The 25,222-nt window shown below is 68.5% G+C and carries 25 protein-coding genes; 10 read left to right on the forward strand and 15 right to left on the reverse strand.

What is annotated here, in order from left to right:
• Position 1: 1 nt before the first annotated feature.
• Entirely contained in the window at positions 2-1,189 is a 1,188-nt protein-coding gene (locus WJ35_RS00085) for a heme biosynthesis protein HemY (protein ID WP_060232144.1), read from the forward strand.
• A 72-nt stretch (positions 1,190-1,261) separates the two neighbouring features.
• Here WJ35_RS00085 and WJ35_RS00090 read toward each other — a convergent pair whose 3' ends face one another.
• The 3 genes from WJ35_RS00090 to WJ35_RS00100 all read right to left on the reverse strand — a co-directional run bounded on the left by WJ35_RS00090 (position 1,262) and on the right by WJ35_RS00100 (position 4,901).
• Complete coding sequence (locus WJ35_RS00090; protein ID WP_060232141.1) at positions 1,262-2,566, reverse strand: MFS transporter; 1,305 nt, start codon at positions 2,564-2,566, stop codon at positions 1,262-1,264.
• Positions 2,567-2,616: 50 nt separating this feature from the next.
• Positions 2,617-3,375, reverse strand: a complete 759-nt coding sequence (locus WJ35_RS00095; protein ID WP_060232138.1) for an SDR family oxidoreductase — start codon at positions 3,373-3,375, stop codon at positions 2,617-2,619.
• Positions 3,376-3,461: 86 nt separating this feature from the next.
• Positions 3,462-4,901 (reverse strand): aldehyde dehydrogenase family protein, encoded by a 1,440-nt coding sequence (locus WJ35_RS00100; protein ID WP_060232135.1) that lies wholly within the window; start codon positions 4,899-4,901, stop codon positions 3,462-3,464.
• Between the two features lie 194 nt (positions 4,902-5,095).
• On the opposite strand from WJ35_RS00100, the gene ppa reads away from it, so the two are divergent.
• The gene (gene ppa / locus WJ35_RS00105) at positions 5,096-5,623 is read left to right on the forward strand and encodes an inorganic diphosphatase (protein ID WP_010091037.1); all 528 of its coding nucleotides are present in this window, start codon (positions 5,096-5,098) and stop codon (positions 5,621-5,623) included.
• 58 nt (positions 5,624-5,681) lie between these two features.
• Here the strand turns inward: ppa and WJ35_RS00110 are convergent, their stop codons facing one another.
• Both WJ35_RS00110 and WJ35_RS00115 read right to left on the reverse strand, forming a co-directional pair.
• The gene (locus WJ35_RS00110) at positions 5,682-6,281 is read right to left on the reverse strand and encodes a GIY-YIG nuclease family protein (protein ID WP_060232132.1); all 600 of its coding nucleotides are present in this window, start codon (positions 6,279-6,281) and stop codon (positions 5,682-5,684) included.
• A 71-nt stretch (positions 6,282-6,352) separates the two neighbouring features.
• Positions 6,353-7,531 (reverse strand): GNAT family N-acetyltransferase, encoded by a 1,179-nt coding sequence (locus tag WJ35_RS00115; protein WP_059593157.1) that lies wholly within the window; start codon positions 7,529-7,531, stop codon positions 6,353-6,355.
• A gap of 124 nt (positions 7,532-7,655) precedes the next feature.
• On the opposite strand from WJ35_RS00115, the gene WJ35_RS00120 reads away from it, so the two are divergent.
• Both WJ35_RS00120 and WJ35_RS00125 read left to right on the forward strand, forming a co-directional pair.
• Positions 7,656-9,341, forward strand: coding sequence for an NAD+ synthase (locus WJ35_RS00120; protein WP_010091040.1), 1,686 nt, complete (start codon positions 7,656-7,658; stop codon positions 9,339-9,341).
• 65 nt (positions 9,342-9,406) lie between these two features.
• Positions 9,407-9,745, forward strand: a complete 339-nt coding sequence (locus WJ35_RS00125) for a P-II family nitrogen regulator (RefSeq protein WP_006398637.1) — start codon at positions 9,407-9,409, stop codon at positions 9,743-9,745.
• A 127-nt stretch (positions 9,746-9,872) separates the two neighbouring features.
• Here WJ35_RS00125 and WJ35_RS00130 read toward each other — a convergent pair whose 3' ends face one another.
• Together WJ35_RS00130 and WJ35_RS00135 are read right to left on the reverse strand one after the other, a co-directional pair.
• Positions 9,873-10,955 carry a porin gene (locus tag WJ35_RS00130; RefSeq protein WP_069239374.1) on the reverse strand — a complete coding sequence of 361 codons (1,083 nt, stop codon included), beginning with the start codon at positions 10,953-10,955 and terminating at the stop codon, positions 9,873-9,875.
• A gap of 577 nt (positions 10,956-11,532) precedes the next feature.
• Positions 11,533-12,456 (reverse strand): LysR family transcriptional regulator, encoded by a 924-nt coding sequence (locus WJ35_RS00135; RefSeq protein WP_420480895.1) that lies wholly within the window; start codon positions 12,454-12,456, stop codon positions 11,533-11,535.
• 133 nt (positions 12,457-12,589) lie between these two features.
• Here WJ35_RS00135 and WJ35_RS00140 point away from each other — a divergent pair, with 133 nt between their 5' ends.
• A complete protein-coding gene (locus WJ35_RS00140) occupies positions 12,590-13,102 on the forward strand; it encodes a GNAT family N-acetyltransferase (protein WP_010091043.1) in 513 nt (170 codons plus the stop codon).
• An 87-nt stretch (positions 13,103-13,189) separates the two neighbouring features.
• On the opposite strand, the gene WJ35_RS00145 is transcribed toward WJ35_RS00140, so the two are convergent.
• The 5 genes from WJ35_RS00145 to WJ35_RS00165 form a co-directional block, all read right to left on the reverse strand.
• Positions 13,190-13,969: an ABC transporter ATP-binding protein gene (locus WJ35_RS00145; protein WP_059488719.1), complete on the reverse strand. Its 780-nt coding sequence runs from the start codon at positions 13,967-13,969 to the stop codon at positions 13,190-13,192.
• A gap of 18 nt (positions 13,970-13,987) precedes the next feature.
• Complete coding sequence (locus tag WJ35_RS00150; RefSeq protein WP_010091047.1) at positions 13,988-14,701, reverse strand: ABC transporter permease; 714 nt, start codon at positions 14,699-14,701, stop codon at positions 13,988-13,990.
• Positions 14,698-15,390 (reverse strand): ABC transporter permease, encoded by a 693-nt coding sequence (locus WJ35_RS00155; protein ID WP_069238565.1) that lies wholly within the window; start codon positions 15,388-15,390, stop codon positions 14,698-14,700. Before WJ35_RS00155 ends, WJ35_RS00150 begins: the two co-directional genes overlap by 4 nt.
• A 207-nt stretch (positions 15,391-15,597) precedes the next feature.
• The gene (locus WJ35_RS00160; RefSeq protein WP_029226388.1) at positions 15,598-16,374 is read right to left on the reverse strand and encodes an ABC transporter substrate-binding protein; all 777 of its coding nucleotides are present in this window, start codon (positions 16,372-16,374) and stop codon (positions 15,598-15,600) included.
• A 507-nt stretch (positions 16,375-16,881) separates the two neighbouring features.
• On the reverse strand, positions 16,882-17,430 hold the full coding sequence (locus WJ35_RS00165; protein ID WP_069238566.1) for a periplasmic heavy metal sensor: 549 nt from the start codon (positions 17,428-17,430) through the stop codon (positions 16,882-16,884).
• 226 nt (positions 17,431-17,656) lie between these two features.
• Here WJ35_RS00165 and WJ35_RS00170 point away from each other — a divergent pair, with 226 nt between their 5' ends.
• Positions 17,657-18,382, forward strand: a complete 726-nt coding sequence (locus WJ35_RS00170; RefSeq protein ID WP_010091052.1) for a response regulator — start codon at positions 17,657-17,659, stop codon at positions 18,380-18,382.
• On the forward strand, positions 18,366-19,679 hold the full coding sequence (locus WJ35_RS00175) for an ATP-binding protein (RefSeq protein WP_069238567.1): 1,314 nt from the start codon (positions 18,366-18,368) through the stop codon (positions 19,677-19,679). The genes WJ35_RS00170 and WJ35_RS00175 overlap by 17 nt, the downstream gene beginning before the upstream one ends.
• A 44-nt stretch (positions 19,680-19,723) precedes the next feature.
• On the opposite strand, the gene WJ35_RS00180 is transcribed toward WJ35_RS00175, so the two are convergent.
• On the reverse strand, positions 19,724-19,990 hold the full coding sequence (locus tag WJ35_RS00180; RefSeq protein ID WP_010091055.1) for a hypothetical protein: 267 nt from the start codon (positions 19,988-19,990) through the stop codon (positions 19,724-19,726).
• Positions 19,991-20,478: 488 nt separating this feature from the next.
• On the opposite strand from WJ35_RS00180, the gene WJ35_RS00185 reads away from it, so the two are divergent.
• Together WJ35_RS00185 and WJ35_RS00190 are read left to right on the forward strand one after the other, a co-directional pair.
• A complete protein-coding gene (locus WJ35_RS00185; protein WP_069238568.1) occupies positions 20,479-22,233 on the forward strand; it encodes an ABC transporter permease in 1,755 nt (584 codons plus the stop codon).
• 22 nt (positions 22,234-22,255) lie between these two features.
• Complete coding sequence (locus WJ35_RS00190) at positions 22,256-23,596, forward strand: AAA-associated domain-containing protein (protein WP_010091057.1); 1,341 nt, start codon at positions 22,256-22,258, stop codon at positions 23,594-23,596.
• Positions 23,597-23,659: 63 nt separating this feature from the next.
• Here WJ35_RS00190 and WJ35_RS00195 read toward each other — a convergent pair whose 3' ends face one another.
• Both WJ35_RS00195 and WJ35_RS00200 read right to left on the reverse strand, forming a co-directional pair.
• Positions 23,660-24,154, reverse strand: coding sequence for a hypothetical protein (locus WJ35_RS00195; protein ID WP_060232119.1), 495 nt, complete (start codon positions 24,152-24,154; stop codon positions 23,660-23,662).
• A complete protein-coding gene (locus WJ35_RS00200; RefSeq protein WP_059752747.1) occupies positions 24,151-24,702 on the reverse strand; it encodes a hypothetical protein in 552 nt (183 codons plus the stop codon). The genes WJ35_RS00195 and WJ35_RS00200 overlap by 4 nt, the downstream gene beginning before the upstream one ends.
• A 287-nt stretch (positions 24,703-24,989) precedes the next feature.
• Here WJ35_RS00200 and WJ35_RS00210 point away from each other — a divergent pair, with 287 nt between their 5' ends.
• Positions 24,990-25,187, forward strand: a complete 198-nt coding sequence (locus tag WJ35_RS00210; RefSeq protein WP_060232116.1) for a hypothetical protein — start codon at positions 24,990-24,992, stop codon at positions 25,185-25,187.
• The last annotated feature ends 35 nt before the right edge of the window (positions 25,188-25,222 follow it).

Below are 25,222 nucleotides of genomic sequence, written 5' to 3' on the forward strand. Positions count from 1 at the left end.
GATGACGCTTCGAGGAATCGTTTGGCTCGCGGTCCTGTTCGCGATCGCCGCGGCGCTCGCCACCGTCGGCCGCTTCGATACCGGCCAGGTGCTGCTCGTCTATCCGCCGTACCGGGTCGACCTGTCGCTGAACCTGTTCGTGGTCGGCATCGTCGTGCTGTTCATCGTCGTGTACGCGCTGATGCGCATCGTGCGCAACATCTGGCGCATGCCGCAGCGGGTCGCCGCGTATCGTGCCCGTGCGCGCAACGAGAAGGCGCAGGCGTCGCTGCGCGACGCGATCGCGAACCTGTACGCGGGCCGCTTCTCGCGCGCCGAGAAGGCCGCGCGCGACGCGCTGTCGATCGACGCGAACCAGGGCGCGGCGAGCCTCGTCGCGGCCACCGCCGCGCACCGGATGCATGAATACGCGCGCCGCGACGACTGGCTGTCGAAGGTCGGCGCGCCGGAGTGGCAGGACGCGCGCCTGCTCGCCGCGGCCGACATGCGCGCCGACGCGCGCGACGCCGACGGCGCACTCGCCGCGCTCGCCGAGATGCAGGCGGGCGGCAAGCGCATCCACGCGCAGCAGGTCGCGCTGCGCGCGCAGCAGCAACTGAAGAACTGGGCCGAGGTGCTGAAGCTCGCGAAGGCGCTGGAGAAGCGCGAGGCGCTGCATCCGGCCGCGGCGGTGCGGCTGCGCCAGCAGGCGGCCGAGAACCTGCTGCGCGAGCGCCGTCACGATCCCGATGCGCTGCTCGAAGTGTGGCAGTCGCTGTCGACGGCGGAGCGGCAGTCGCCGCGTCTCGCCGATCTCGCGGCGGACCTGCTCGTGTCGCTCGAGCGCCGGCCGGAGGCGCGCCGCATCGTCGAGGACGCGCTCGCGCACAACTGGGATGCGCGCCTGCTGCGCCGCTACCCGGACACCGCCGGCGCGGACGCGCTGCCGCTGATCCAGAAGGCGGAAGGGTGGAAGAAGGATCATCCGGAAGACGCGGACCTGCTGTTCGCGCTCGGCCGCCTCTGCCAGCAGCAGCAGCTGTGGGGCAAGGCGCAGTCGTTCCTCGAATCGGCGCTCAAGCTTGCCGACAACGAGGCGCTCAGGGTGCGCGCGCATCGCGCGCTCGCGCGCCTGTTCGAGCATCTCGGCGAAACCGACAAGGCGGCGAAGCACTACCGCGAAAGCGCGCTCGCGATCACCGTGGTCTGACGCGCCGCCGCGCCGCGCGCACGAAAAACCCCGAACACCGGCAGGCGTTCGGGGTTTTTTCATGGGGGTGCGTCACTTGTCGACCAGCCGCTTCGGCACCGACAGCGCGAGCAGGCCGCCGAGCACCAGGAAGCCGGCGAGCATGTACATCCCCGAGTCGTTCGCGCCCGTCGCCTGCTTGAGCCAGCCCATCAGGTAAGGGCTCAGGAAGCCCGCGAGGTTGCCGATCGAGTTGATCATCGCGATGCCGGCCGCGGCCGCCGTGCCGCCGAGGAACGCGGTCGGCAGGCTCCAGAACAGCGGCAGCGTGGTCAGGATGCCCATCGTCGCGAGCGTGAGGCCGAGCATCGCCAGCGCGGTCTCGTGCGCCCAGACCACCGACAGCACGAGCCCGAGCGCGCCGAGCGCGGCGGGGATCGCGAGGTGCCAGCGGCGTTCGCGGTGCTTGTCCGCGCTGCGCGCGATCAGGATCATCGCGAGCACCGCGGCCGCATACGGCACCGCCGACAGCAGGCCGATCGCGAACGAATCGGTGACGCCGGTCGCCTTGATGATCGTCGGCAGCCAGAAGCCGACGCCGTAGAGCCCCATCACGAACGAGAAGTAGATCAGCGCCATCAGCCACACGCGCGGGCTCGACATCACGGCGCCGAGCGACGGGTCTTCCTTGCGCGCCTCCTCCGCGTCGATGTTGCGGGCGAGCAGCGCCTTTTCCTCGTCGGTCAGCCAGCGCGCCTTCGCGATCCGGTCGTCGAGCGCGAAGAACACCAGCACGCCGACCAGCACCGACGGCGTGCCTTCGAGCAGGAACAGCCACTGCCAGCCGTGCCAGCCGCTCAGACCGTCGAACGTCTTCAGGATGAAGCCCGAGATCGGCCCGCCGATCACGCCGGACAACGCGACTGCCGTCATGAAGAACGTCGTCATCCGGCCGCGCCGGTGCGCGGGATACCAGTAGGTCAGGTAGAGGATCACGCCGGGGAAGAAGCCCGCCTCGGCGACGCCGAGCAAAAAGCGCATCACGTAGAACATCGCCGGCGTCGTGACGAACATCGTCAGGATCGAGATCACGCCCCACGTCGCCATGATGCGCGCGATCCACACGCGCGCGCCGACCTTGTGCAGGATGAGGTTGCTCGGCACTTCGAACAGGAAATAGCCGAAGAAGAAGATCCCGGCGCCAAAGCCGTAGACGGTGTCGCTGAGGTTCAGGTCGCTCGCCATCTGCAGCTTCGCGAAGCCGACGTTGACGCGGTCGAGGTACGCGACCACGTAGCACAGCAGCAGGAGCGGCGTGAGCCGCCACGAGACCTTGCGGTAGGTCGCTTCCTCGAACGCGCCGGACGCGCCCGGCAGCGAATGCGTCGGTGATGCCATGGTGTCTCCTGTCTTCGTTTGTATGATGCGGGCCCGTGGGCCCGGTGCGGCTAGATGCAGCGCCCGCCGTCCACCTCCAGGCAGACGCCGGTGATGAATTCCGCTTCGTCCGACGCGAGGTAGAGCGCGGCGTTCGCGACGTCCTGCGGCGTCGAGAAGCGGCCGAGCGGAATCGTCGCGAGAAAGCGCTGGCGGTTTTCCGGGGTGTCCTCGCAGCCCATGAACTCGGTCATCAGGCCGGTCTCGCCGAGCACCGGGTTGATGCAGTTCACGCGGATGCGGTCCGCGCCGAGCTCGGCGGCGAGCGACTTGCTCGCGGTGATCATCGCGCCCTTCGTGCTGTTGTACCAGACGAGGCCGGGGCGCGGCCGCACGCCGGCCGTCGACGCGACGTTCACGAACACGCCGCCGCCTTGCTCGCGGAAATACGGCACGAAGGTCTGCACGCACCAGTAGAGGCTCTTCATGTTGACCGCGTAGACGCGGTCGAACTCCGCTTCGGTCACGTCGAGCACCGGCTTGTTGCGGTGCGTGGTGCCGGCGTTGTTGACGACGATCTGCACCGCGTGGAAGTCGTCGAGCGCGGCGGCGATCAGCGCCTGCCAGTCGTCGCGGCGCGACACGTCGCCCGCGACCGCGATCGCCTTGCCGCCCGCGAGCGCGATCTCGCTCGCGACGCGCTCGGCCGCCGCGCCGTTCAGGTCGTTGACGACGACGTTCGCGCCTTCGCGCGCGTACGTCTTCGCGATGCCTTCGCCGAAGCCCGAGCCGCCGCCCGTGACGATTGCCGTCTTGCCGCTCAACCGCATGGTGTGTCTCCTGATTGGATGGGTATGTGATGTGCTGCCGGGTTGCCGTTCACAGCAGCGTCGTGCGCCGTCCCGGCGCCGAACCTTCAGCCGTGCCGGAGCGCGATCGTCTTCAGCACGGTGAAGCCGTACAGCGCCTCGAAGCCCTTCTCGCGGCCGTGGCCCGAATGGCCGACGCCGCCGAACGGCAGCTCGACGCCGCCGCCCGCGCCGTAGTTGTTGACGAACACCTGGCCCGCGCGGATGCGCCGCGCGACGCGCAGCTGGCGCGCGCCGTCGCGCGTCCAGACGCCCGCGACGAGGCCGTACGGCGTGCCGTTCGCGAGCGCGACCGCTTCGTCCTCGTCGGCAAAGCGCATCGCCGCGAGCACCGGGCCGAACACTTCCTCCTGCGCGAGCCGGTGCGTGGACGGCACGTCGCGCAGCAGCGCGGGCGCCTGGTAGAAGCCGCTTTCGGGCGCGTCCGGCACCACCTGGCCGTGCGCGGCCATCGGAATGCCGTCGTGCTGCGCGTCGGACAGGAAATCCCACACGCGCTGCTGCTGCTTCGCGTTGATCAGCGGGCCGCAGTCGAGATCAGCGCGGCTCGGGCCGACCCTGAGGCCGTTGAACGCGGTCGCGAGCCGCTCGACGAGCGGCTCGTAGACGGCTCGATCGATCAGCACGCGGCTGCCCGCCGAGCAGGTCTGGCCGCCGTTCTGCACGATCGCGTTGACGAGCACCGGCAGCGCCGCGTCGAGGTCGGCGTCCGCGAACACGAGCTGCGGCGACTTGCCGCCGAGTTCGAGCGTGACGGGCACGTGATTTTCCGCGGCCATCTGTGCGACGAGCTTGCCGGTCGCGGGCGAGCCGGTAAACGAGATGTGGTCGATGCCCGGATGGCGCGCGAGCGCCGCGCCGGCCTCGTGGCCGTAGCCGGTGACGACGTTCAGCGCGCCGGCCGGCAGCCCGGCTTCGGCGGCCAGCTCGGCGACGCGCAGCACCGACAGGCACGCGTCCTCGGCCGGCTTGACGACGCACGCGTTGCCGGCCGCGAGCGCCGCGCCGACGCTGCGCCCGAAGATCTGCATCGGGTAGTTCCATGGGACGATGTGGCCGGTGACGCCGTGCGGCTCGCGCACGGTGAGCACCAGGTAGCCGGCCTGGTAGGGGAGGGTCTCGCCGTGCAGCTTGTCGGCGGCGCCCGCGTAGAACTCGCAGTAGCGCGCGAGCGCGGCCGCGTCGGCGTGCGCCTGCCTGAGCGGCTTGCCGGTGTCGCGCGCCTCGAGCGCGGCGAGCTCGTCGTGATGGGCGGTGACGAGCATCGACAGCCGGAACAGCACGCGGCCGCGTTCGGCGGCGCTGGCCGCGCCCCACGCGCCCGCGAACGCGTCGCGGGCCGCCGCGACCGCGCGGTCGACGTCGGCGGCGGTGCCGCGCGCGATCGACGCGAACGGCTGGCCGTCGGACGGATCGAGGACGGGAATCGATTCCGGTTGCGCGGGCGATGCCCATTCGCCCGCGATGAAGTGCCTTGCCTCTTCCATGCTTGCTCCGATTCCATGCAGCGCTGCATATTGTTCGATGGCCGGACGATCAGCGCGATTATCGCGCCGTTCGTCATCCGGACGCCACCGGTCGATTGGCTATAATGGCGCATTCTTTCCGGACATGCCGGCGGCGCGTGCCTCGACCGCGGCGTGCCCTGTCCCGAATTCCCTTCGACCAACAGAGAACGCACATGAGCTTCAACCATGTTCCGGCCGGCAAGGACCTGCCGCAAGATTTCAACGTCATCATCGAGATTCCCGCGCAAAGCGATCCGGTGAAGTACGAAGCGGACAAGGAGCTCGGCCTCCTCGTCGTCGACCGCTTCATCGGCACGGGCATGCGCTACCCGGTGAACTACGGCTACATCCCGCAGACGCTGTCGGGCGACGGCGATCCGGTCGACGTGCTGGTGATCACGCCGTTCCCGCTGCTGGCCGGCTCGATCGTGCGTTCGCGCGCGCTCGGCATGCTGCAGATGACCGACGAGTCGGGCGTCGACGCGAAGCTCGTCGCGGTCCCGCACGACAAGGTCTGCCCGATGACGGCGAACCTGAAGTCGATCGATGACGTGCCCGAATACCTGAAGGACCAGATCAAGCACTTCTTCGAGCAGTACAAGGCGCTCGAGAAGGGCAAGTGGGTGAAGGTCGAAGGCTGGGCGGGCATCGACGCCGCGCACAAGGAAATCACCGACGGCGCCGCGAACTACAAGAAGTAAGCGGCGTGCCGGCCGCGACGGCCGGTCCGTTCGATGCGAAGAAACCGCGCGAGCCTCGTTACGAGGCCGCGCGGTTTTGTTTTGCGCGGGCGATTTTCTTCGGCGCGGAGGCGGGCGCGGGCGTACGGCGGCCCGCGGGCCGGGCCTTCGCGGCCGGGCGCGTGCGTGCCTTCGGCGTCGTCTTTGCGGCCGGGCCCGTGCGAGCCGGCGATGCCTCGGCTGACGCGCGTCCACGTTTCGGCGCGTCGCCGTTCGGGGCGGCCGTATCGACTGCGACGGCGGCGTCCGCTGCCGTCACGTCGCCCTTCGGCGCGCGCTTGCGCGATGCGCGGGCCGGCGCGGCCTTTGCTCCGCCATCGTCATCGGCGTCGTCCGCGGCCGCTGCTGCCGCCGGCAACACCGATTCGAGCGTCCTGATGCCCGCCGCCAGCTCGCGCTTCTGCGCGGCCGTCAGCCGTTTGACCCGGTATTCCGCGCGCAACGCGCTCGACCGGTCGGCGAGCGGGAACGACGCGAGCACCGCGCGCGGCTTGCGCGAGCGCGTATAGCGCGCGCCCTTGCCGGCCGCGTGCTCGTCGAAGCGCGCCGCGACGTCGGTCGTGATGCCGGTGTACACGCTGCCGTCGGCGCATTCGATCAGATACAGGAACCAGGACATGACAGGGCGGCGGAATGTGGCGAAATTCGGCGAAGCCGCCAGTGTCTCAGAAAATGCGTGCGCCGCACGCGCTAATCCGCGCCGCGCTTGAACGGGTTGTGGTCGTGCAGTTCGTCGACGTACGCGTGGATGTGGTTCGTCTCGCGCTCGAGGAAGCGCGACACCGCGTCCGAGAACGCCGGATGCGCGAGCCAGTGCGCGGAATGCGTGACGGTCGGCAGGAAGCCGCGCGCGAGCTTGTGCTCGCCCTGCGCGCCGCCTTCGAACGTATCGAGCCCGGCCTCGATGCAGAACTCGAGCAGCTGGTAGTACGCAGTCTCGAAATGCAGGCAGGGCACGTGCTCGACCGCGCCCCAGTAGCGGCCGTACAGCGTGCCGCCGCCGCCGGCGTCACGCTGGTAGACGGCGAGCGCGCTCGCGATCGGCTTGCCGTCGGCTTCGGCGATCACGAGCAGCAGGTTGTCCGGCATCGTCTGGCCGATCGTGCGGAAGAACTCGAGGTTCAGGTACGGGCTCGAATAGTGGTCGCGATAGGTCTGCCGGTAGCAGCGCGAGAAGAAGCGCCAGTCGGCGTCGCGGATCGCGTCGCCCGTCAGGCGCCGGAACGTCACGCCCGCGTCGTGCACCTTGCGCCGCTCGGCGCGGATGTTCTTGCGCTTCTTCTGCTCGAGCGTGCCGAGGAAATCGTCGAAGTGGCGATAGCCGTCGTTGATCCAGTGGAACTGCACGCCCTGGCGCAGCATCATCCCCATCGAGTCGAACAGCTGCGCTTCGGCTTCGGTCGGGAACAGCACGTGCAGCGACGACACGTCGCTCTGCTCGGCGAGCGCGAGCAGCGTGGCCGCGAGGCGGCGGCGCGCGTCGTCGTCGGCCGCGAGCACGCGCGTGCCCTGCACGGGCGTGAACGGCACCGCGCACAGCAGCTTCGGGTAATACGGCACGCCGTTGCGCTGGTACGCGTCCGCCCACGCCCAGTCGAACACGTATTCGCCGTACGAATGGGTCTTCAGGTAGACGGGCGCGGCGGCCGCGAGCCGGCCGGTGCGCTCGTCGGTCAGCGTGACGAAGCGCGGCGACCAGCCGGTCGCGTCCACCGCGCAGCGCGCGACGTGCAGCGCGTCGAGGAATTCGTGGCGCAGGAACGGCGTCGGGCGCGCGTCGCGGGCGACGAGCGCGTTCCATTCGGCGGCCGGCACTTCGGCCGGGGACGACAGGATGCCCGTGCGATAATCGATGCGTTCGTGTTTCAACCGTGTCAACCGTTTGAATGCGTACCGTTGGATGTCGCCGGGGGCGCGCCGCCTGCCGCGGCACATCCCCGGGACGATTTCGTCAGCCGTTCATGGCGCGCCGCCGGGCAGCGCCGATCCCGTCATGAAGACCCGTATCGCTCTCGCTCAAATCAACGTCACCGTCGGCGATTTCGCCGGCAACGTCGCGCGGATCGTCGCGGCCGCGCGCGCCGCGCACAACGATGGTGCGCAGCTGATGATCGCGCCCGAACTCGCGCTGTCCGGCTATCCGCCGGAGGACCTGCTGCTGCGGCCCGCGTTCTACGCGGCGTCGGCGGCGGCGCTCGACACGCTCGCGGCCGAGCTGAAGGCGTTCGACGGGCTCGCGGTGCTGGTCGGCCATCCGCTGCGGGTGCCAGGCGTCGATGGTAATGCAAACCGCCCGATCGAGCGCGGCGTGCCGCCGTCGGACACCTACAACGCGGCGTCGCTGATCGTCGGCGGCGAGATCGTCGGCACCTACCGCAAGCAGGACCTGCCGAACGCCGAGGTGTTCGACGAGAAGCGCTACTTCGCGACCGACGCCGAGCCGCTCGTGTTCGACCTGAACGGCGTGAAGTTCGGCGTGATCGTCTGCGAGGACGCATGGCACGCGTCGGCCGCGCAGATCGCGAAGGCGGCCGGCGCGCAGGTGCTGCTGATCCCGAACGGCTCCCCGTATCACATGAACAAGGAAGCGGTGCGCATGGACATTCTGCGCGCGCGGATCCGCGAGACCGGGCTGCCGATGGCGTACGTGAACCTCGTCGGCGCGCAGGACGAGCTCGTGTTCGACGGCGGCTCGTTCGTGCTCGACGCGGCGGGCGCGCTGGTCGCGAAGATGCCGCAGTTCGAGGAGGGGCACGCGATCGTCGAATTCGACGGCGCGCGGCCGCTGCCCGGCGCGATCGCGCCGGAGCTGTCGCTGGAAGCGCAGGTGTACCGCGCGCTCGTGCTGGGCGTGCGCGACTACATCGGCAAGAACGGCTTCCCGGGCGCGCTCGTCGGCCTGTCGGGCGGCGTCGATTCGGCGCTGGTGCTCGCGATCGCATGCGACGCGCTCGGGCCCGAGCGGGTGCGCGCGGTGATGATGCCGTCGCGCTACACCGCCGACATCTCGACGACCGACGCGGCCGACATGGCGCGGCGCGTCGGCGTGCGCTACGACGAGATCGCGATCGCGCCGATGTTCGATGCGTTCCGCGCGTCGCTCGCGGGCGAATTCGCGGGCCGCGCGGAGGACGCGACCGAGGAGAACATCCAGGCGCGCATCCGCGGCACGCTGCTGATGGCGCTGTCGAACAAGTTCGGCTCGATCGTGCTGACGACCGGCAACAAGAGCGAGATGGCGGTCGGCTACTGCACGCTGTACGGCGACATGGCGGGCGGCTTCGCGGTGATCAAGGACATCGCGAAGACGCTCGTCTACCGGCTCTGCCATTACCGCAACGCGGCGGCCGAATACGCGACGCGCGACATCATTCCGGAGCGGATCCTGACGCGCGCGCCGTCCGCGGAGCTGCGCGAGAACCAGACCGACCAGGACAGCCTGCCGCCGTACGACGTGCTCGACGCGATCATGCGGATGTACATGGAGGAAGACCGCCCGCTCGCCGAGATCGTCGCGGCGGGCTATGCCGAGGCGGACGTGCAGCGCGTCACGCGGCTCATCAAGATCAACGAATACAAGCGGCGCCAGGCGCCGATCGGCATCCGCGTCACGCATCGCGCGTTCGGCCGCGACTGGCGCTACCCGATCACGTCGCGCTTCGCCGAGCGCCTCGATTGAGCCGCGCGCGGCGTAGAATCGGGCTCACGTCTTTTCATCCAAACGAGCATCGAGGAACAACCATCATGAAACGCATCACCGCCATCATCAAGCCGTTCAAGCTGGACGAAGTCCGCGAGGCGCTCGCCGAAGTCGGCCTGACGGGCCTGACCGTGACCGAGGTGAAGGGCTTCGGCCGCCAGAAGGGGCACACCGAGCTGTACCGCGGCGCCGAGTACGTGGTCGACTTCCTGCCGAAGATGAAGATCGAGGTGGTCGTCGCGGAAGCGCAGGTCGACCAGGTGATCGACGCGGTGATCGGCGCCGCGCGCACCGGCAAGATCGGCGACGGCAAGATCTTCGTGTCGGACGTCGAGCGCGTGATCCGCATCCGCACCGGCGAGGAGAACGAAGCGGCCGTCTGACGCCGCCGGCGTCAATTGCCCGCCCAATAAAAAACGGTGCGATACCCTGTCGGGTACCGCACCGATACGCGCCTCTCGCAGCAGCGTGGAAAACGTCGTCGAATCGATTCCTTGAGTCGTGCCCTGATCAGAACAGGTGCTGGATGCCGGCGTAGAAGCCGGTCTGGCTGCCGCCCAGTTTCGGGTTGCCGGTCGACACGTCGGTGCCTGCGTTGTTCGCATTCAGGCCGAAGTTCGCGGTCTTGCTGTTGCGGGCCGTCGCGACCTGGAAGTCGAGCAGCGTGCGCTTCGACAGGTTGTACGTGCCGCCGAGCGTGTAGATGTTCGCGTTGCCGCCGCCGTGGTTCGTGTTCACGTGATACACGGCCGCGATCAGCGCGGCAGCCGGCGTGGCTTGCCACGTCACGCCGCCCCAGACCTGGTCGGTCGCCGTCACGCCGACATTGCCGGTCGGCGTGCCCGCGCTGTCGGCGCGCGACGCCTGATAGGCCGCCTGCAGCTTGAACGGGCCGAGGAACACGTTCGCGCCCGCGAAGTATTCGCGCGAGTAGTTGTACACGTCGGAGAACCTGCCGTTGCTGTCGCGCGTTTCGTCGTAGATGCCGCGCAACTGGAACAGCGACGTCGTGTAGGTGATCTGCGCGCCGGCCGCACGGCCCGGCTGGCCGGCCGTCGTGTTGCCGTTGAAGCTCGTCGAGTTCGAGAACGAGAACTGGCCGTAGAAATCGAAGCCGTAGTACTTCGGCGACTGATACGACACGTTGTTGCTGGTCTTGTTCCAGTTGCGGCCGCGCACGAGCGACGCCGTCGACCAGGCCGACTGTCCGAACGGGTCGAAGTCCCACACGCCGTTCGCGATCGCGAGTTCGCGGCCGAGCAGCAGCGTACCGTAGCGATCGTTCGAGATCCCGACCGTCGCGAAACGATCCCAGATCGAGCCGCTCGTGCCCAGGCCGCCGTTCATCGTGTTGAACGCGCCTTCGAGGTGGAACAGGACCTTGTTGCCGCCGCCGATGTCCTCGGCGCCCTTGAGGCCCCACAGGCTCGTGCCCCAGTCGCCGCTTTCCGCGCGCCAGCGGGAGCCGTTCTGCATCCCGTTCAAGTATTCGATGCCGGCGTCCAGACGGCCGTACAGCGTGACGCTGCTTTGCGCGTGAGCTGCGACTCCAGCAGCCATCAGCGCTGCGGCGACCAAAGCTTTCTTCATCATCTCCTCCATACCCTGTCAAAAAGTCAACCCAGAACTGCACGAGATGCCCGACGCCGCGAGCGCCGGGCAAAAGCGGGCAACTACGGAGACCTCGTGCGAAGCCGGTCGGGCGCAGCACGCGGGCAAGCGGACGGGGTGGCCGTTGAGCGGGCCCGCGCGGCCGGGTCGGCGTGGCGGGGTCTCCTTGTCGTCATGAAGCTAAACTACATTTCATGAACTTCGTTTTGCTACTTTGGTTACTAATTTAGCAAAAATACACTTTTGTGGCGACGGAAATCGTTGTTTGACTAACACGTGTGTCGAAATTGCCATGCAACACGGGTCGTCACGGTGGCAAGGACTACCGTCGATCGCCGGAAAACCCTTGTCCTGCAAGGGATACATGGATTCTCCAGACATGGCTCAAGGATTGCCACTATTGACGACGCCGCGGGTGTCGGCGTAAGCGGCGGGAAGGCAGGATTGGTAAGTAATTCGTAATAAGTTGGCGGCGCTTCGACGTCGTGTCGACGCGGCCGCGCACGGCCGTCGGCGTCCGTCGGCGGCGCGCGAGGCGGGGGCTTGGGCGCGTTGCGGGTCAGCCGGGCGCCGGCCGCGCGTCGAGCAGCCGGGCGCGAATCCAGCGGTGCGCGTCGGTGCGCGCATGCTTCGCGTGCGAGTAGACCTTCAGCGTGTAGCGCGGAATCTCGAACGGCGCCGGAAAGATCCGGATCGGCGCCGCATGCCGCAGCGCCTGCGCGGCGCGGTTCGGCACGGTCATCAGGAGCCCTGATTCCGCGATGATGAACGGCGCGGCGAGCACGCTCGGCAACTGCACCGCGACCTGCCGCGCGAGGCCGAGCCGGTCGAGCACGTAGTCGACGACGCCGCGCGTCTCGTTCCACGGCGTGACGACGACGTGCCGCGCCGCGAGGTACTGCTCGAGCGTGAGGCGGCGCCGGACCTGCGGATGGCGCTCGCTCGCGATCACGACGTAGTCGTCGGAGAACCAGTCGAATTCCTCGATCCCCGGCGCGTCGGCCGCCGCTTCCTCGTGGTAGCCGAGCGCGAAGTCGATGCGGCCTGCCGCGAGCTCGTCGGTCGAGATCTTGCGGTCCGAGTGGACGACCCGGAAGCGCAGTTGCGGCGCGACGTGCTGGATCCGCGCGATGAACGCGGGCAGCACGGCGAACGCGGTGTAGTCGGTTGCCGCGAACACGAAGGTGCGCTCGCTGCGCGCCGGGTCGAAGCGGCGGGCGCGCGCGAGCCCCTTCGACATCGCGTCGAGCGCGTCGCCGGCCCAGGCCGCGATGTCGTCGGCGCGCACGGTCGGCTGCATCTCGTTGCCGAGCCGCACGAACAGCGCGTCGCCGATCGCCGTGCGCAGCCGCGCGAGCGCGTGGCTCAGCGCGGACGGGCTCATCGCCAGCTCGTTCGCCGCCGCGGCGACCGACCGGTGGCGGTACAGCGCGTCGAACACGAGCAGCAGGTTCAGGTCGAGGCGGCGCAGATCAGGATGCATGATGTTCAGGTATGGATGAATAAACTGCACTTCCTGCAGTGGCTCGACGAACGTAGCATGACGTCTTCATCGGCGCCAGCGCGCGTGCGCGGCGCCGCCGTTTGCTGCATGCCGGCCGGGGAGGGCCTTTACCGTGCATATCGACATCCGTTCCGCCACCGTTGCCGACGCGCCGCTGATCCTGCGCTTCATCACCGAGCTGGCGATCTACGAGAAAGCCGAAGACCAGGTGGTCGCGACCGTCGCGTCGCTCGAGCGCAGCCTGTTCGGCGACGCGTCGCCGGCGCGCGCGCTGATCTGCGAGGTCGACGGCGAGCCGGCGGGCTTCGCCGTGTATTTCCTTTCGTATTCGACGTGGCTCGGCCGGCAGGGGCTGTATCTCGAGGACCTGTACGTGTCGCCGCGCTTTCGCGGCGCGGGGGCCGGCCTGCGCCTGCTGAAGGCGCTCGCGCGGATCGCGGTCGATGCCGGCTGCGGGCGCTTCGAGTGGAGCGTGCTCGACTGGAACGAACCGGCGATCCGCTTCTACGAGAGCGTCGGTGCCGAGCCGCAGAGCGAATGGGTGCGCTACCGGCTCGCGGGCGATGCGCTGCGCGCATTCGCCGATGCGGCGCCCGTGGACGCCGCGCCGTCGGGCCGTGCATGAGCGCAAGTAAGCGCACGTAAACGCAGCCGGGCGCCGCGCGGCGAACCGCGGGGCGCCCGGCGTCGGGGCGTCGAAGCGGATTCGGGCTTACTTGAGGCTGCCCGACAGGAACCCGCGCAGGCGCTCGCTCTTCGGGTTCGCGAAGACCTCGGCGGGCACGCCTTCTTCCTCGACGCGCCCCTGGTGCAGGAACATCACGTGGTTCGACACGTTGCGCGCGAAACCCATCTCGTGCGTGACGACGACCATCGTCCGGCCTTCCTCGGCCAGCTTCTGCATCACCTTCAGCACTTCGCCGACGAGTTCGGGATCGAGCGCGGAGGTCGGCTCGTCGAACAGCATCACGTCCGGGTGCATGGCCAGCGCCCGCGCGATCGCGACGCGCTGCTGCTGGCCGCCCGACAGGTGCGACGGATACTGCTTCTCGACCCGCGGCGGCAGCCCGACCTTCTCCAGGTACTCGCGCGCGCGCTCCTCGGCTTCGCGCTTGCCGAGCTTCAGCACGTTGACCGGCGCTTCGATCACGTTCTCGAGCACGTTCATGTGCGACCACAGGTTGAAGTGCTGGAACACCATCGCGAGCTTGGTGCGTACGCGCTGCAGCTGCTTCGGCTCGGCGGCGCGCAGCGCGCCCGTCTTGTCGAGCGCGGTGCGCACTTCCTCGCCGTCGACGAAGATGCGGCCCGCGTTCGGCTGCTCGAGGAAGTTGATGCAGCGGAGCATCGTGCTCTTGCCGGAGCCGGACGAGCCGATCACGCTGATCACGTCGCCCGCGTTCGCCTTCAGCGACACGCCCTTGAGCACTTCGTTGCTGCCGTACCGCTTGTGGAGATCGTCGACGAAAAGCTTCTGAGTCTGGGAGTTCATCAATAGTCCTGCGGAAACTTACTTGCCCTGCGGGCGCAGATACGCGAGCCAGCGGCGCTCGGCCTGGCGGAACAGCCAGACGAGCGTGAACGAGATCACGAGATAGAGCAGCGCGGCGATGCCGAACGCGTGGAACGACATGTAGGTCGCCGAGTTGACGTCGCGGGCGATCTTCAGGATGTCCGGCACCGTCGCCGTGAACGCGACCGTCGTCGCGTGCAGCATCAGGATCACCTCGTTGCTGTACAGCGGCAGCGCGCGGCGCAGCGCCGACGGCAGGATCACGCGGCGGTACATCGTGAAGGTCGACATCCCGTACGCGCGTGCGGCCTCGATCTCGCCGTAGGAGGTCGCCTTGATCGCGCCCGCGAAGATCTCGGTCGTGTACGCGCAGGTGTTCAGCGTGAACGCGAGCAGCGTGCAGTTCATCCCTTCGCGGAAGAACGCGTCGAGCATCGGCGTGCCGCGCACGGCCTGCAGGCTGTAGAGGCCCGTGTAGCAGAGCAGCAGCTGCACGTAGAGCGGCGTGCCGCGGAACACGTACGTATAGAGCCACACCGCGCCCGACAGCCATTTCTTCTTCGACACGCGCGCGACCGCGAGCGGCACCGACAGGCAGAAGCCGAGCCCGATCGACACGACGAGCAGCCACAGCGTGATCGCGACGCCGGTGAGGCGGTAGCCGTCGGTGTAGAGATAGTTGCGCCAGTATTCTTGAATGAGATCGATCATAGGTCTGCCTTGCGGACGCCGGTCGAATAGCGCTTTTCAAGCCACATCAGCACGAAGTTCGAAATCGTCGTGATGGCCAGGTAGATCGCTCCCGCGATCAGCGTGAAGAAGAAGAACCGCAGCGTGCCCTTGCCGGCGTCCTGCGACGCCTTCACGACGTCGGCGAGGCCGATGATCGACACGAGCGCGGTCGATTTCACGAGCACCTGCCAGTTGTTGCCGATGCCCGGCAGCGCGAAGCGCATCATCTGCGGGAACATGATGCGCGAGAACACCTGCCAGCTCGTCATCCCGTACGCGCTGCCGGCCTCGAGCTGGCCGCGCGGCACCGACAGGAATGCGCCGCGGAACGTCTCGGTGAAGTACGCGCCGTAGATGAAGCCGAGCACGAGCACGCCGGCGAGGAACGGATCGATGTCGATCTGGTCCCAGCCCGCCGCGAGGTCGGTGAGCTGGTTCAGCCAGATCTGCAGGCTGTAGAACAGCAGCAGCATCAGCACGAGGTCGGGCACGCCGCGGATCAGCGTCGTGTAGACGGTGCCGACGCCGTTCGTGACGCGGTTGCGGGACAGCTTCGCGGCCGCGCCGAGGAGCCCCAGCAGGAACGACAGCGCGAGCGAGAGCACCGCCAGTTTGACGGTTTGCCAGGTGCCAGCGAAGATCAGCGGGCCGTAACCTTGAAGAAACATATGTGGTCCTTGACGGCGCACGGGTGCGCCGCGAAAGACGCGCTCCGCATGTTGCGCGGAACGCCCCGTGCGTATCATGACCGTCCGCCCGGCGAGGGCGCCGGACCTGCCTGCCGCGGTGGGCGGCGGGCGAGGGGGCGGGCGGCGCGTGGTTTGACTGCCTGTACTGCGCGAACGCGGGGCGCGCCCCGCATCCGTATCCGGCGCTCAGCGCGCCGAGTAGACGCTGAACGCGAAATACTTGTGCGACAGGCGGTCGTACGTGCCGTCCTTGTGCATGTCGGCCAGCGCCTGGTTGATCTTCAGCTTCAGGTCGGTGTCCTCCTTGCGCAGGCCGATCGCGGTGCCGTCGCCGATCGTCTTCGGATCCTTCACTTCCGGCCCCGCGAACGCGAAGCCCTTGCCGCGCGGCGTGCGCAGGAAGCCGTAGTCGGCCTGCAGTTCGTCCTGCAGCGTCGCGTCGAGGCGGCCCGAGCCGAGGTCGGCGTAGACCTGGTCCTGGTTCTGGTACGGAATGACGGTCACGCCCTGCGGCTCCCAGTACGCCTTCGCGTAGGTCTCCTGGGTCGAGCCCTGCTCGACGCCGACGCGCTTGCCCTTCAGCGACGCGACCGTCGGCAGCAGCGGCGAGCCGGTCTTCGCGATCATCCGCGCCGGCGCGTCGTACACCTTGTCGGAGAAGTCGATCTGTTCGCGGCGCTTGTCCGTCACGGTCAGCGACGACACGATCACGTCGTATTTCTTCGCCTTCAGCGCCGGGATGATCCCGTCGAGATCCTGCGCCACCCACACGCACTTGACGTTGATCCGCTTGCAGATTTCCTTGGTGAGATCGACGTCGAAACCGACGATCTCGCCGCTCGGCGCGGTCGACTCGAACGGCGGGTAGCTGGCGTCGACGCCGATCCGCACGGTCTTCCACTCCTTCGCGAAGGCGCTGCCCGCCACGAGGGCGAGGGCGGCGCACAGGGCGGCCTTCTTCATTTCCATCCTTTTGTCGCTCACTTCCGGGTGACGCTCGCGGCCGGTCGTGCCGGGCGCCGCGGCGTATTCTAGACGGCCAAAATTCGTGTTTCGGCGCGCTGACATCGGCGCTCGCCGCACGGGCGAACGCCAAAAGCGCGGTATTTTACCCGAACGCGAAAGCCGGAAAACGGCAATCCGGCTCGATCGACGGATTCTTCGAACCGGCTGTTGCGGCAATCGATGTATTGATAACGGGCAGCGCGTCGATTGGGCTCGTCAGTGCAACGATTCGATTGCGGCGCTCGTGGGCTCCACGTAAACCCCGGGGGGCAAGGAGGGCGACGGCAGGGCGGGCAGGGCGGGCGAAACGCGCGCGAAGCCCGCTCCGGACCGAGACGCGTTCGGACTCGGCCGGTTCGACGCTGCCTGAAACGAAACAGGAGACGCGGGCACGAAGCCACGCGTCTCCTGCAATGCCGCCGGCGAGCGGTCGGCTTACTGCGGGGCGGCTTACTGTGGGCCGGCTTACTGCGCCGGCGCCGATGCGGCCTTGCCCGCCTGGCGGTGCTGTTCCCAGCGTTCCTTCATCTTCTCGCGGCGCTGCTCCATCCGCGCGTACTGCTGCTTGATCGCCGTGCTGACCATCGTCTTCTGCTGGTCGTTCAGCCCGTTGTAGAACGCGAGCCATGCGGCCGACGTCTGCTCGCGCAGCTGCGCGTTCTGCTGCTCGGCCTGCTGGCGCGCGGCATGCATCGCGTTCAGGTCGAGGATCGGCTGGTTCTGCTGCGCGTTGAACTGCGCGCGCATCTGCTCGTGGCTCTTGCGCATCGCGTCGCGGTTCTGCGTCATCGTATTGACCGCGGTCTGCCACTGCTGCTCCTGCGCGGCGGTGAGCTTCAGCTGGTCGTGCAGGCGCAGGATCGCGCCGAACGGGCCGCCCTCGTGGCCGTGCATCTGGTGCATGCCCGGGCCGCCCGGCGGCGGCGCGTCGGCCGGGGGCGCGGCATGCGCGGCGCCGAAGGCGAGAGCGAGCATGGTGGCGGCTGCGAGGGCCGCGCGGGAAGTCTTGTACATTTCGGAAACTCCTTGAATCGAACGGGTCCGGCGATGCGATGCGCGGGGTGGCCCGCGTGCCGCATCCGGTAAGACGCAGGTTAGCGGCGCGTGCGGCGGCCGGTGTTACGGCGTCCGGCGGCCGGGTTACCGCGCATTACAGTTCGCTTGCGCGGTAATCCGCAGTAACCCTTTCGTCCCTTTGTATCGTTCTTTGCGGCCGCCCTCGCGCGGTAAACTTCGAGCCATGACTACCCAGATCCTCATCGTCGACGACGACCAAGAACTGCGCGACCTGCTGCGCGACTACCTGGTACGCCAGGGCATGGAAGTGTCCGTGCTGCACGACGCGGCGACGCTCGAGAAGCGCCTCGAGCGCGAGCGCCCCGACCTGATCGTGCTGGACCTGATGATGCCGGGCGTGGACGGCCTCACCGCGCTGCGGCAGCTGCGCGCGGCAGGCGACGACATTCCCGTGATCATGCTGACCGCGCGCGCCGACGACGTCGACCGCATCGTCGGGCTCGAACTCGGCGCGGACGACTACCTCGGCAAGCCGTTCAACCCGCGCGAGCTGCTCGCGCGCGTGCAGGCGGTGCTGCGGCGGCGCCGTGCGACGCCGTCGGCCGCGGCGCCCGAACAGCGCGAGCCTTACGCGTTCGGCCGCTTCCTGCTCGATTTCCAGGCCCGCACGCTGTCGGTCGACGGCAAGCCGGCCGCGCTGTCGAGCAGCGAATTCGCGCTGCTGAAGATCTTCGTCAACCACGCGCTGCGCACGCTCACGCGCGAACGGCTGCTCGAGCTGCTGCACGGGCCGGAATACGACGGCACCGACCGCGGCATCGACGTCCAGGTGTGGCGCCTGCGCCGCATTCTCGAGTCGGATCCGTCGTCGCCGCGCTTCATCCAGACGGTGCGGGGGCGCGGCTACGTGTTCGTGCCCGACGGCGAGGCCCATGCGCAAGCCCATTGATTCGCTGTTCGGCCGGCTGGCGCTGCTCGTCATCGGCGTGCTGCTGCTGTCGCACTTCGCGTGGTATTTCGCGATGCGGCTCGAGCGCAACCAGATGCAGACGCGCTATGCGGTCGAGGAAGCGTCGTTCCTCGTCGATGCGGTGCGCCAGCACGTCGCCCGCACGCCGGACCAGCCGCTGCCGTCGCGCGTGCGGCTCGTTCCGCCCGACAGCCCCGACGTGCCGCAGGGGCACGCTGTCCTGCCGCCGGCGCTCAAGCGTTTCCGCGACGACGTGAGCGAGCGCATGCCGGCCGGCACGCGCGTCGAGATCGGCACGCCCGGCCATCCGCCCGTGCTGTGGGTCAAGGAGCCGGCCGACCGCAACTGGATCGTCGTGCCGGTGCAGCCGCTGCGGCCGCCGCGCTCGCTGGACCGGATGCTGATCTGGCTCGGGACGATCTTTTCCGCAGGCGTGGTCGCCGCGCTGTTCGCGGCCTGGCAGCTGCAGCAGCCGCTGCGCTCGCTCGCGCGCGCGGTCGCCCGCTTCGGGCGCGGCCAGCCGGTGCCGCCGCTGCGCGAGCGCGGCCCGCGCGAGCTGCGCCAGCTCACGCACGGCTTCAACCAGATGGTGGAACAGGTGTCGCGCGCGGAGAACGACCGTGCGGTGATGCTGGCGGGCGTCGCGCACGACCTGCGCACGCCGCTCGCGCGGATGCGCCTGCGCGCCGAGATGATGGACGACGCGCGTCTGCGCGACGGCGTCGTGCGCGACGTGGACTCGATGTCGCACATCGTCGACCAGTTCCTCGTGTTCGCGCACGGCGGCAATGACCGCAGCGAGCCGGTGGAGGTCGACCAGGCCTGCGAGCGGATCGCGCGCACCTACCGCGCGGTCGCGCCCAACGCGCCGACGGTCCAGACCCGGCTCGCCGCGGATGCGGGCTTCCGCCTGCCGACCGCGACGCTCGACCGGATCCTGTCGAACCTGCTCGACAACGCGCATGCGTACGGCGCGCCGCCCGTCGTCGTCGAAACGGAGCGCACCGCGACCGGCTACCTGCTGGCGGTGAGCGACCACGGCGGCGGCATCGCGCCGCGCGATCTCGCGGCCGCGACGCGGCCGTTCGTCCGGCTCGACCCCGCGCGCGGCGGCAACGGGCACAGCGGCCTCGGGCTCGCGATCGTCGAGCGGCTGGTGCTGCGGCTGGGCGGGACGTGCGAGATCGGCAACCGGCCGGAAGGCGGCCTGCGCGTCGCGATGCAGTTCCCGTTCGACGCGGTGCCGAAGCCTGAACCGCACGCGCAGGCCGCGTGAACGCAGCGCGCGGCGCCGGCCTGGCTAGGCCGGGCGGCGGCGCGTCATTCGCCGAACAGCGAGCCGAGCGTCTCGGCGGCGTTGCTGTCGATCGTGTTGTAGGTCACGCTGGTGGCCTCGAAGATGTACACGGTCGTGTACCGGCCGAGGCGCTCGAGAATCTCGTCCTGCAGCGATTCCGGCACGATGTTCATGTTCAGGTACCAGGCCGTCGACGACAGCCGCGTCTGGAACGAACCGTACTCCTGCATCAGCTCGTAGAACGCCTCGGCATCCTGATCGCGGCAGACGATCACCAAGTTTCCTGCCATTCCTTTCCTCCCGCTCGTCGATCGATCCCCGTGGGGGCCAGCCCCGATCATACCTGCTTCGCCGTGTCCGGCTCCTGACGGGGCGCACGATTTTGCCCGCCGCGGGCGGCGGGCGGGTTCACGGGCGGGCCGGATCACGGCATAATTCGGGCCTGCATGCCGGCCGGCGCGTTGCGCGCCGCTGCGTCCCGCGCCGATCCGTCAGCCGCCGGCCCGTTCCGGGCCCGATTCGCCCGCGCTGCGGCGGATTCCACCGTCTCGATCCGGAAGGTTGTGCCTGAAATACAGGTTGTAGTAGTGTCGTGCCGTTTGCGGACCGACTCGGCCGGAATCCGCGCGGTGATGCTGACGGCACGGATGCGGCGCATTGCGTCTGCCCTGTATCGTGAGTCAAAACGAATTACCGCGCCCGCGCGCTTTGCCATGAATCAACATCGTCTGCCGGTCATATCCTTCGATTCGATCGGCCTTACCGGGGAGAGCGCCTGATGGAGATCGGATTCGATCCGAACCGGATCGCCAATGCATCGGCATGGCGCGTCCTGCCGAACCGCTGGGATTTCATTGCCTTTCCGCTGATCATCTGCGTGATCGCGATGGCGGTGGTCGGGTTCCATGAAACGATGGCGCCGATCACGACCCTCAATACGCAGAAGATCTCGCTGGATCCGTCGAACCTGCCCGAATATGCGCTGCGCACGACGCTGCGGATGCTCGCGGCGATGGTCGCGTCGCTCGCGTTCACGCTCGTGTACGGCACGCTCGCCGCGAAGAGCCGCCGCGCCGGCATGGTGCTCGTGCCGATCCTCGACATCCTGCAGTCGGTGCCGGTGCTCGGCTATATCTCGTTTACGGTGACGTTCTTCCTCGCGCTGTTCCCGAGCCGCGTGCTCGGCGCCGAACTGGCCGCGATCTTCGCGATCTTCACGAGCCAGGCGTGGAACATGACGTTCAGCTTCTACCAGTCGCTGCGCACGGTGCCGCGCGACCTCGACGAAGCGAGCCGCGGCTTCCAGCTGACGTCGTGGCAGCGCTTCTGGAAGCTCGAGGTGCCGTTCTCGATGCCGGGGCTGATCTGGAACATGATGATGTCGATGTCGGGCGGCTGGTTCTTCGTCGTCGCGTCGGAGGCGATCACGGTCGGCAACCACACGATCACGCTGCCGGGCATCGGCGCGTATCTCGCGCAGGCGATCAGCGACAAGAACCTCGGCGCGATCGGCTGGGTGATCCTCGCGATGACCGTCGTGATCCTCGCGTACGACCAGCTGCTGTTCCGCCCGCTCGTCGCGTGGGCCGACAAGTTCCGGATGGAAACCACGAGCTCCGGCAATGCGCCCGAATCGTGGCTGCTCGACCTCGTGCGCCGCACGCGCCTGATCCACCAACTGCTGGTGCCGGCCGGCTGGCTCTTCGCGAAGGCCGCGCGGATTCCGCTGCGCCTGCCGCTGTCGGGCGCGGTGCGCTTCACGCTGCCGCGCGTCGAGAAGAAGGCGTCGTTCGCCGCCGACATCGCGTGGGCGCTCCTCGTGCTGGCCGGCACGGCCTACGTCGTCTGGCGCGTCGTCAGCTTCGTGGCGGCCGGCGTGACGATGGCCGAAGTCGGCCACGTCTTCACGCTGGGGCTCATCACGCTGCTGCGCGTGATCGTGCTGATCGCGATCGCGTCGGTGATCTGGGTGCCGATCGGCGTGTGGATCGGGCTGCGCCCGGCGCTCGCCGAAAAGATGCAGCCGCTCGCGCAGTTCCTGGCCGCGTTCCCCGCGAACCTGCTGTTCCCGGCGTTCGTGATCGTGATCGCGCATTTCCGCCTGAACCCCGACATCTGGCTGTCGCCGCTGATCGTGCTCGGCACCCAGTGGTATATCCTGTTCAACGTGATTGCCGGCGCGACGTCCTATCCGAACGACTACCGCGAGGCGGCGACGAACTTCCGCATCCGCGGCTGGCAATGGTGGCGCCAGGCGATCCTGCCGGGCATCTTCCCGTATTACGTGACGGGCGCGATCACCGCGTCGGGCGGCGCATGGAACGCGAGCATCGTGTCGGAAGCGGTGCAATGGGGCAATACCAAGATCGAGGCGCACGGCCTCGGCGCGTATATCGCCCAGACGACGGCCGCCGGCGATTTCCCGAAGATCATCCTGGGCATCACGGTGATGTCCCTGTTCGTGACCCTGTTCAACCGCCTGCTGTGGCGTCCGCTGTATGCCTATGCCGAATCGAAGCTGCGACTTGACTGAAACTGATTGAGAGCGAAACGCGATGCACAATCCGAATGCTGTAAACGCCCCCGTTCAGACGCAGCCGGCGCCGCCGAAGCTCGGTGACGAGATCCTGCGCGTCGCCGACGTCAGCCGCGGCTTCAACAAGACCCAAGGCGAGCTGCTCGTGCTCGACGGCGCGAACCTGTCGCTGCGCGAAGGCGAGATCGTCGGGCTGCTCGGCCGCTCCGGCTCGGGCAAGTCGACGCTGTTGCGCATCATCGCCGGCTTGATCGAGCCGACGGGCGGCGAGGTCAGCTACCTCGGCAAGCCGCTGCGCGGCCCGGCCGAAGGCGTCGCGATGGTGTTCCAGACCTTCGCGCTGTTCCCGTGGCTCACCGTGCTGCAGAACGTGGAAGCGGGCCTCGAGGCGCTCGGCGTCGGCGCGCGCGAGCGGCGCGAGCGCGCGCTCGCGGCGATCGACCTGATCGGTCTCGACGGCTTCGAGAACGCGTATCCGCGCGAGCTGTCGGGCGGCATGCGCCAGCGCGTCGGATTCGCGCGCGCGCTCGTCGTCGACCCGACGATCCTGTTGATGGACGAGCCGTTCTCGGCGCTCGACGTGCTGACCGCCGAGACGCTGCGCACCGACCTGCTCGACCTGTGGACGCAGGGCCGCATGCCGATCAAGTCGGTGCTGATCGTCACGCACAACATCGAGGAAGCGGTGTTCATGTGCGACCGGATCCTCGTGCTGTCGTCGAACCCGGGCCGCGTGATCGCCGAGATCAAGGTGCCGTTCAAGCATCCGCGCAATCGTCTCGACCCGGCGTTCCGCCGGCTGGTCGACGACATCTACGCGAAGATGACGGCCCGCCAGATCGGCGAGGCGACGAAGAAGGGGCTCGAGCTCGGCAGCTGGCTGCCGCAGGTGTCGACCAACCTGATGGCCGGCCTGATCGAGACGCTCGCCGCGCCGCCGTACCACGGCCGCGCGGACATGCCGGAAATCGCGCGCACGCTGCATCTGGAGGTCGACGACCTGTTCCCGATCGCCGAAGTGCTGCAGTACCTCGGCTTCGCCGACGTGCGGGAAGGGGACGTGTTCCTGACGCCGCCGGGGCGCGTGTTCGCGGAGTTCGGCACGCAGGAGCGCAAGCTGATGTTCGCGGATCATCTGCTGAAGCACGTGCCGCTCGCCGCGCGGATCAAGAAGGTGCTCAACGAGCGGCCGGGCCATCGCGCGCCGCGCGTGCGCTTCGAGCAGGAGCTGGAGGATTTCCTGTCCGACGGCGCCGCGGAGGAGACGCTCGATGCGGTGATCGACTGGGGACGTTACGGCGAGATCTTCTCGTATAACGACCAGACCGAGATTTTCAGTCTCGAGGACGTCGAGTCCTGACCGGCGCGCCGGGCCGCCCGGCCCGGCAGCAGCGGGCGCCCGCGCGTCACGCGGCGCGGCGCATCACTGCAGATTGCCCCAGCGGTCGACGGCCGGTTCGGCCGCGGCCCACTTCCAGCGCGCACCTTGCTGGCACGCGCTCGCAAAATACCAGTCCGCCTTCGCGCCGTCCTTCACCGAGAACGCGAATTCCTTGCACAGCGCGAGCGACGTCGAATAGGCGCGCGTGACGCGCACCTCGCCTTCGCCGTTCTCGAGCGGAAGAGTATTCTTCACCTTCCACGGTTTCACTTCGCCGACCGCGAGGCTGCCGACCGCCTGCGCGATCGCATCCTGCTGGTTCTGGTGGAGTTGCTTCATCGTGCGCTTCACGGCCTCGTCGGTCGCGGCCTGCACGGCGATGCCGACGCCGACGCCGACGGCCGGGTTGGCAGTCACGAGGCCCGTCGCCGCGCCCGCGAGCGCGCCGCTCGCCGCGCCGACCGACCCGCAGCCCGACAGCGCGGCGCCGGCCGCGCACAGCGCGCCAAGCCACGCGACGCGGATCGCGACGCTCATTGCAGCGCACCCCAGCGCTCGGTTGCCGGTTCGGCCGACGCCCATTTCCACACCGGGCCGTCGCGGCAGATGGTCGCGACGAAGAACGCGGATTGCGCGGCGGCATCGGCCTTGGCCGGCGCATCGACGGAGAACACGATTTCCTTGCAGTCGAGCGGACCGACGCTGATCATCCGGCTGACCGTCACGCGGCCGCGCTCGTCGTCCTCGATCGGAAACGCGTGGTTCGTCGACCACGGCGCGACGCCGCCGACATCGAGCGGCCCGGCCGCCGTGGCGATCTGCTGCTGCGTGTAGCGGTGCGCGACGCGCTGCGTGTACTGGACGCCCGCACGCGCGCCGGCGACCGCGCCGAGGCCGATCCCCGTCGCGACGGCAGCGTTGTTGGTGACCTTGGACGCGATCGCGGCGCCCGCGATGCCGGCGCCGGCCGTCGCGCCTTCGCTGTACAGCGAGTTGCAGCCGGACAGCAGCGCCGCCGCAGCGGCAGCGGCCAGCACGATGCGTGCCGGCATGGCCCGGCGCGGCGGTTCGAAACGAAAGTTCATCCCTGAGTGCGTGTCCTGTCTGGGTGAGCGGCGAGGCATGCGCGCGCTCATGCCGTGCCATTGTTTCGCAATTGTCATAGGGAAACTGCAAAGCTTTGACAAATCGCCGGCGGCCGGCCTCGCGCACGCGCGCGGCGCTATTGTCTGGCAGATGGTGGGCGAGGGGTCGAAACGTTACAAATTGAAGGTAATTGTTACGCTGGCGTGCAAGCTTCGCGCCTAGACTCTTTTGTTATGGAATGTTTCGACGACGGTCGTGCGCCGTTTCACCCATGAGACACCCAGCCATGCGCCGTTCCAAACGGCCTTCGCAGCAACCGCCCGACACGGGCGCCGGCCGCCCGCGGCCGCGCACCGATGCGCCATCCGCGCCGCCTGCCGGCGCGCCGGCCACGACGCCGTCCGACGGCGATCACAACCAGGGCGGGACCCGCCCGGAAGGGCTCGACTATCAACGCGATCTCGGCGTCGATCAGGACGCATGACGTCCTTGTCGTTGCATTCCTGCGCCGCATTTCGT

Origin of the sequence: Burkholderia ubonensis (assembly GCF_001718695.1) — a bacterium.
Classification (GTDB): Bacteria; Pseudomonadota; Gammaproteobacteria; order Burkholderiales; family Burkholderiaceae; genus Burkholderia; species Burkholderia ubonensis_B.